Annotated in this window: 4 protein-coding genes; 2 read left to right on the forward strand and 2 right to left on the reverse strand. The window is 35.0% G+C overall.

The annotated features are described in order from the left end of the window. Positions 1 to 73: 73 nt before the first annotated feature. Entirely contained in the window at positions 74 to 1,483 is a 1,410-nt protein-coding gene (gene tnpC, locus J6D32_RS10870; RefSeq protein ID WP_287467673.1) for an IS66 family transposase, read from the reverse strand. Between the two features lie 774 nt (positions 1,484 to 2,257). After that, a complete protein-coding gene (locus J6D32_RS10875; RefSeq protein ID WP_055245097.1) occupies positions 2,258 to 2,833 on the reverse strand; it encodes a TetR/AcrR family transcriptional regulator in 576 nt (191 codons plus the stop codon). A 155-nt stretch (positions 2,834 to 2,988) separates the two neighbouring features. Between J6D32_RS10875 and J6D32_RS10880 the strand changes: the two genes are divergently transcribed. Both J6D32_RS10880 and J6D32_RS10885 read left to right on the forward strand, forming a co-directional pair. Next, positions 2,989 to 3,693: an ABC transporter ATP-binding protein gene (locus J6D32_RS10880; protein ID WP_055245095.1), complete on the forward strand. Its 705-nt coding sequence runs from the start codon at positions 2,989 to 2,991 to the stop codon at positions 3,691 to 3,693. 2 nt (positions 3,694 to 3,695) lie between these two features. Continuing rightward, positions 3,696 to 6,908: FtsX-like permease family protein (locus J6D32_RS10885; protein WP_287467674.1), on the forward strand; the 3,213-nt coding region annotated here is incomplete at its 3' end.

Below are 6,908 nucleotides of genomic sequence, written 5' to 3' on the forward strand. Positions count from 1 at the left end.
GTAACTATTCAGCCTAGTAGAAAAGAGTATCACAAAAAGGAGTGCTCATTTAGTGAAGTACTCCTTGTGAATGTTATGAAAATTGAATCGTATTTCCCATTAAAATGGTTTCAATACTTTCGATAATATTTAATCCTTGCTTTTGACGAGTAGAGATGAAACCTCTGATTCGGGCGAAACAATGAGCACCTTTTTCTGTTCGGAAACATCCGGATATTTTTTGTTTAGTTTTAGTCATTCGGACATCACGCTCAGCTAAATTATTATCAAACGGAACTTCAACTTGATACAGAAATTCTAATACTTCTTCTTGTCGTTTCGATAAACGATTGAGTAATCGAACGGAATCCGTATTCTTTTCATGCAGTTTTAAAGGATTCTCACGGTAACCCTCTTCGATGATTTGTTGGTATCGTTTCTCAAACTCCTGTATTTTAGATAAGGGTAAAGGATATTCCGTCTCTTCTGAATAAGTTTTAGCTTCAAGTAATAATTTCGTCATGTTTTTTGCCCACTGTTGGTTCTCAAAATCGATGATTCCTTTAAACTCTCTTAAATGATGAACGTTACATAAAGCATGCGTACAATCATCATATTTAAAATACGGGGTCCAATGGTCATGGATGACGGTTCCTTTGAAAGAGGGAAGAATGCCATTGGCTTCAATTGCTTGAGAGCCACGCTTTTCATGAACAAAGTAATGCGTGAATTTTTGATTTGAAGTCACGTGAAGCCAGTGTCTCTTTCCATTGACATAACAGCCTGTTTCATCTAAATGAAGATGATTTGATGCCAAAAGATTTTCTTTGATTGAAGCTTCAGTCGTTTCTAATAACTCATCACATCGTTTCGTCATATTCACCAGTGTTCCTTGGCTGATGGTCGCTTTGAAAATATCTTGAGTCAATTGTTTCAGACGGTTGAAAGGAATCAATTGATAGTGACTGAAATAAGTTAATACACTTGTTAAATGTGGCCCATATTGTGTCGGTTGTGTGACATGTTTCGGAAATAGTCCTTCATTTTTAAAGTGACAGTTAGGACATACTTTAATTTGGGATTGATGCTCAGTCACTTGAAGCCTTAAGCTCGGTAAATCAAAAACTTGACGTCGAATCGTTTTTTGAGGTTCAACGTTTTCTAAACAACACCCACACCCTTGGCAAGTTTTCGGATGATGTGTGACGACAAGATCCGGATCTTTTACCATTTTTAAGGTTGAACCTTGATGCCCGACTTGACCACCCGTTTTTTTATTTGAAGGTTGACGCAAACTTTTTGTCTTTTTAAAACCATCGGTTGACGGAGGTAAGCTACTATTTTGACTGGTTTGATTTGATTGTTTTTCAAGTTTCTTAAGGCGAGCATCTAAATCTGAAACAGTCTGAGATAACTCAGAGATTTGAGTGGAAAGTCCTTGAACTAAACTAATAACGGATTGAATCCCCTCCTGATAAACTTTAATGATTTCAGATTCTGACATGAGATGACACCTTCTTCTAAAGTTGGAATAGTAAGGATATTATAACGTGAATCTTACAAATAGGTAAGTTATTCACGAGAGCTACATATCATTAACAAAAACACCAAGAAACGGAATTCGTTTACTTGGTGGCTGAATAGTTACAAATGAACTATAACTAAATTTTTTTCTTTAAAAATTTAAAGAGAGGGGGAAAATAAAAACCTGATGAATTCATCAGGTTTTTATTTTATTATTTAACAGCAGTCATGTGTGCAATGACTTCGATGACTTGAGGGGTAATGTAGAATAAAGCTGTTCCAATTACTAATCCTTTTGTTGCATCTTTTAACATTTGAATTTGTTTCATTTCAAATTCCTCCTTTGGTGTTTTTAATTAACCCCAAAGGTTTTACAGGCCTTCTTCCTATAAAACGCATATTGCGTTTAAACAAGAAAAATAAACAGAGCCTAGTGGCCGCGTTTTCTCATTAAGGTGAGAAATTAGCCTTCATATTGGTTTCTGTGAAGAGTTTTACCTCATCATTTATGTTTGCAATCTGAGCTCTATTTATGAAAAAGCGCTCGTAATTAACTTATATGGTAATTACTTTCTTTTTGTGAATGCTTCCGGCGATTATCATTCCCGACGATAATCAATAACAACACATAAAGAACAGTACGTGGAAATTGTTCTTTTCCTTCAACCTCGAAACATTCCTTGTCTTAACGCAAGGGGTTGAGTGAATAGAATATCATGTTTTGATAGATTAAACAATATAAAAAATGAAAAAATTATAATTTGGCTAAAATAGAAATTCCATCCATGATGAAATGATCAATCATGGTTGCCATTTCAGTTGAACTCATATCCATTCCATTATTAAACCACTGTTCAGTTACCCCTAAAACACCATTTAAAACGAATGATAAAAAGTAACAGTAATGAGGACGTGAAGTGTCCTTATAAATCATATTCATTAAATCAAGTCCCATTGTTTTAATTAAATATTGAAGTTTATTGAGAAAAATTCCTTCTGATTGTGAGTGTAATAAAACTTCAAATAAGTCACGGTTATCTTCAATATATGAGAATAATTCATCTAATAATTCATAACAGGATGGCATATTGATTTTGCATCGATAATCTAGCATCATCTCTTCAATGGCTTGTAATGTTTCGTCTTCAATTTTAGAAAGGAGATCGTAGATATCAACATAATGTAAATAAAAGGTTCCTCGATTTAAGTCTGCTCGTTCTGTGATATCTTTAACGGTGATATCTTTAAATGGTTTTTCGTGCATCAACTCAATTAAGCTTTGTTTAATTAATTGCTTTGTGCGACGTACACGGCGATCTTCTAATTTCATGCTTCAATCCTTCCTCCCAATAATATTAATCAACAGATTCTGCCTTATTGTTGATTAATCGACACGAAAATGAACATTGAGTATTGTATCTCACTTTGAAGTCCATCATAATAGAGTTAATGATAAAAGTCAATCAACAAAGAGGAGTGGGTGAGATGAAGAACTATATTACTTTTAAAGATGTAAAGAAAGTTTATAAGATGGGCGAGGTTGAGATTGAAGCCTTAAGTGGTGTTAATTTTTCAATCGATAAAGGTGAATTCGTCGTTGTTGCTGGAGCCAGCGGAGCCGGTAAAAGTACGGTACTTAATATTTTAGGTGGAATGGACACTGCAAGTAGTGGGACAATTTCAGTCGGTGGGAATGAGATAAGTAATTATAATAATAAAGAGTTAATCACTTATCGTCGTCATGATATTGGATTCGTTTTTCAGTTCTATAACTTAGTTCAAAACTTAACCGCGATTGAGAATGTCGAGTTAGCAACACAAATTTGTGAAAATCCATTAGATGTGCATGAAGTATTAGAAGCAGTTGGGCTTGGTCATCGTAAAAATAATTTCCCCGCACAAATGTCAGGTGGAGAACAACAACGTGTCGCAATTGCACGGGCACTCGCTAAAAATCCAAAATTATTACTGTGTGATGAACCAACAGGTGCATTAGACTATAATACCGGGAAAGCAATTTTGAAATTATTACAGGATACATGTCGTAATATGGGGATGACCGTTGTGATGATTACCCATAACTTAGCCATCGCACCAATGGGAGATAAAGTAATCCATGTTCGAAATGGAAAAGTCTCAAGTATTGAAATCAATGAAAATCCAACTCCAGTCGAAAGGATTGAGTGGTAATCATGAGTAAGAGTTTAACAAAAGATACCATTCGTGATATTAAGAAATCGATAGGTCGTTTCTTATCTATTCTCATGATTTGTGCCTTAGGGGTTGCCTTTTTCGTGGGAATTAAATCATCACCGCTATCTATGGAAAAGACGGTTGATCAATATTATGATGACTATAATATGATGGATTTAAGACTTGTTTCAACCTTTGGTTTTACACAAGAAGATGTCAATGCCCTTGCCAAGTTAGAAGGAATTGAAGGGATTTTTCCAACTTATTCACAAGATGTATTAACGAACTATCATAATCAAGAGTTAGTTTTAAAAGTTCATGCATTGCCAATTGACTTAAGTTTAGATGATCCGAATTATATTAATCAAGTCCGTGTCATTGAAGGGCGACTACCTGAGAAATCAGGAGAGGCGGTTGTTGAACGAAATGCCTATTTTGAATCAATCGAGATTGGTTCAACCATTACCCTTGAATCAGGAACAGACACAGCATTAAGTGATAACTTGAAAACAACAGAATATACCGTTGTCGGAATTGTTGAGACGCCCTATTATTTATCATTTGATAAAGGAAGTACGACAATCGGAAATGGTGAGATCTCAAGTTTCATTATGATTCCACAGGAAGATTTTAAATTAGATATTTATACTGAAATCTTTGTCACAGCAAGTGATGTTTTAGCACTTGATACATTTAGTAAGAAATATGAGGAGGCGCTGAAACCACTTATTTCTTCTATTGAAACATTAGCAGATACGCAAACTCAAAAACGTTACGATGAAGTTTTTACTGAGGCTAATGAGGAATTAGATAAAAATCGTCAAGAATATGAAGAGAAAAAATCAGAGGCTTTAGAACAATTACAAAAAGCTGCTAATGAGTTAGAGGAAGCTAAAACAACGATTGAGTCAGGAAAATCGGAACTTGCTTTAAAGAAAGCAGAATTTGAACAAACCATTGCTGACGCTAAAAAACAAATCGCCAATGGAGAAGCGCAGTTAATAAAAGGTGAAACTGAATTTAATCAAGCTTATAATGAGTTTTATGCCAATAAGGAGAGTGCTTGGGCAAAAATTGAGGAAGCCAAACAAGAAATTAGTCAACGTGAAGAACAATTAAATCAATTAAAAACAGCCATTGATCAAATGAAAGCTAGTTTAGAAAGTCCGATGCTCACTGAAGAACAAAAGGCTGGGATTCAGGCTCAATTAACGCCACTTGAAGAACAGTATCAAAGTGGAATAACTGCGTTAGCAGCTGGAAAAGCAGAACTTGAGCAAAATGAACAAGCTTTAATTAACGGGGAACAACAGTTGTTGACAACGAAGCAAACACTTGTGGCTTCTCGTCAGGAATTAAATACGCAAAAAGCTAATCTTGAAGATGAAATAGCTAAAGCGAATCAACAATTTGACAAGGCTGAAGCGGAGCTTACAAAAGGAGAAGCTGACTTAGCTGAAGGTCAGAAACAGTATGAGGAAGCTAAAGCAGAGGCTGAAGCAGGATTTGCCGAAGCTGAAGAAAAGTTAGCTGATGCCAAGCAACAGATTGAAGATATTGCTCATCCTGAATGGTATGTTTTAGACCGTAATAAACATTATTCTTTTGTTGATTATAAAGGAGCAGCTGAAAGTATCCATGCTATTTCTCAAGTGTTTCCAGTTTTCTTCTTTATGGTTGCTGCGCTCGTTTGTTTAACAACGATGACACGAATGGTTGATGAGCAACGAATGAATATTGGAACGTTAAAAGCATTAGGATATGGTAAGTGGAAAATTGCTTCTAAGTTTTTAATTTATGCTGGTTTAGCAAGTGTAAACGGAAGTATCATTGGAGCAGTTGTTGGAAACTATGTTTTTCCAACTGTTGTAATTGATGCGTATTCAATGATGTATGTGTTACCAGAAACGATTATTGTCTTTAGTTGGTCACTTATTTTAACAGCATTGTTAATTGCAGTTGGAGTCACAACCTTATCAGCTTATTTTGCTGTCAATTCAGAACTTGTTGAAACCCCATCTATCTTAATGAGGCCAAAAGCTCCAAAAGAGGGGAAACGTATTTTACTTGAACGTATTCCATTTATTTGGAATCGCCTGAGCTTTATTGGAAAGGTAACGGTTCGAAATATTTTCCGTTATAAAAAACGTTTCTTTATGACAGTGTTTGGAATTGCAGGATGTACAGCTCTATTATTAACAGGATTTGGTCTAAAAGACTCGATTCGTACGATTGTGGATAAACAATTTGGAACGTTATTCCTATATGATATGACATTAACGTTTAATCGTGAAAGTACGGAAGAGGATCAAGCTAATGTAGTAAGCTCTTTAAACAAGGATGAACGCATTGTCGGGTCACTTTTAACAACGAGTGAAAATGGTAAACTATTGGCCAACGATGAAGAAAAAGATATTACGATTTTTATTCCTGAGAATTTGGATGACTTAAGTCAGTTTATTCATTTCCAAAATCGTAAAACAGCGATGGATTTTAGTTTAACTGATGAAGGAGCTATTTTGACAGAAAAGATAGCCAAACAGTTAAATGTTAAAGTTGGCGATCACATTACACTTGAAAATGCTGATGGAAAAAAAGTCGAGGTTTTAATTTCAGGAATTACTGAGAACTATATTTCTCATTACATTTATTTATCAAAATCATATTATGAGCAATTATTTGATAAACAATTAAGCTTTAATCAGTTAGTTGCTATTTCTTCTCTAGAGGATGAGGCTATACAATCTGATCTTTCAAGTGAGCTAATGGCTTTAGAGGAAGTCAGCGGTATTAGTTGGGTTTCAACGTTAAAATCAAGCTTTAATGATATGATTCACAACTTGAACTACGTCATTATCTTATTGATTGTCTCAGCTGGAGCTTTAGCTTTTGTCGTATTATACAACTTAACGAATGTCAACATTTCTGAGCGTATGCGCGAAATTGCCACAATTAAAGTGTTAGGATTTTATGATAATGAAGTATCTGCTTATATTTATCGTGAGAACATTATTTTAACCTTAATTGGAACGTTCGTTGGGCTTGGATTAGGGGTGTTGCTACATCTATTTGTTATGACAACAGTTGAAATGGATATGATGATGTTTGGTCGCCAAATTCGTGGATTAAGTTATGTGTATGCAGCGGGATTAACCTTTGTATTTGCTGCACTTGTTAACTTCGCGATGTATTATAAATTAAAACGAGTAGAA

This window comes from Turicibacter sp., from assembly GCF_017941855.1.
Lineage (GTDB): Bacteria > Bacillota_I > Bacilli_A > MOL361 > Turicibacteraceae > Turicibacter > Turicibacter sanguinis.

What these genes read in the sequence shown, in the direction of transcription:
- tnpC (WP_287467673.1), bottom strand. Translation starts at nt 1,483, where the DNA reads ATGTCAGAATCTGAAATCATTAAAGTTTATCAGGAGGGGATTCAATCC.
- J6D32_RS10875 (WP_055245097.1), bottom strand. Translation starts at nt 2,833, where the DNA reads ATGAAATTAGAAGATCGCCGTGTACGTCGCACAAAGCAATTAATTAAA.
- J6D32_RS10880 (WP_055245095.1), top strand. Translation starts at nt 2,989, where the DNA reads ATGAAGAACTATATTACTTTTAAAGATGTAAAGAAAGTTTATAAGATG.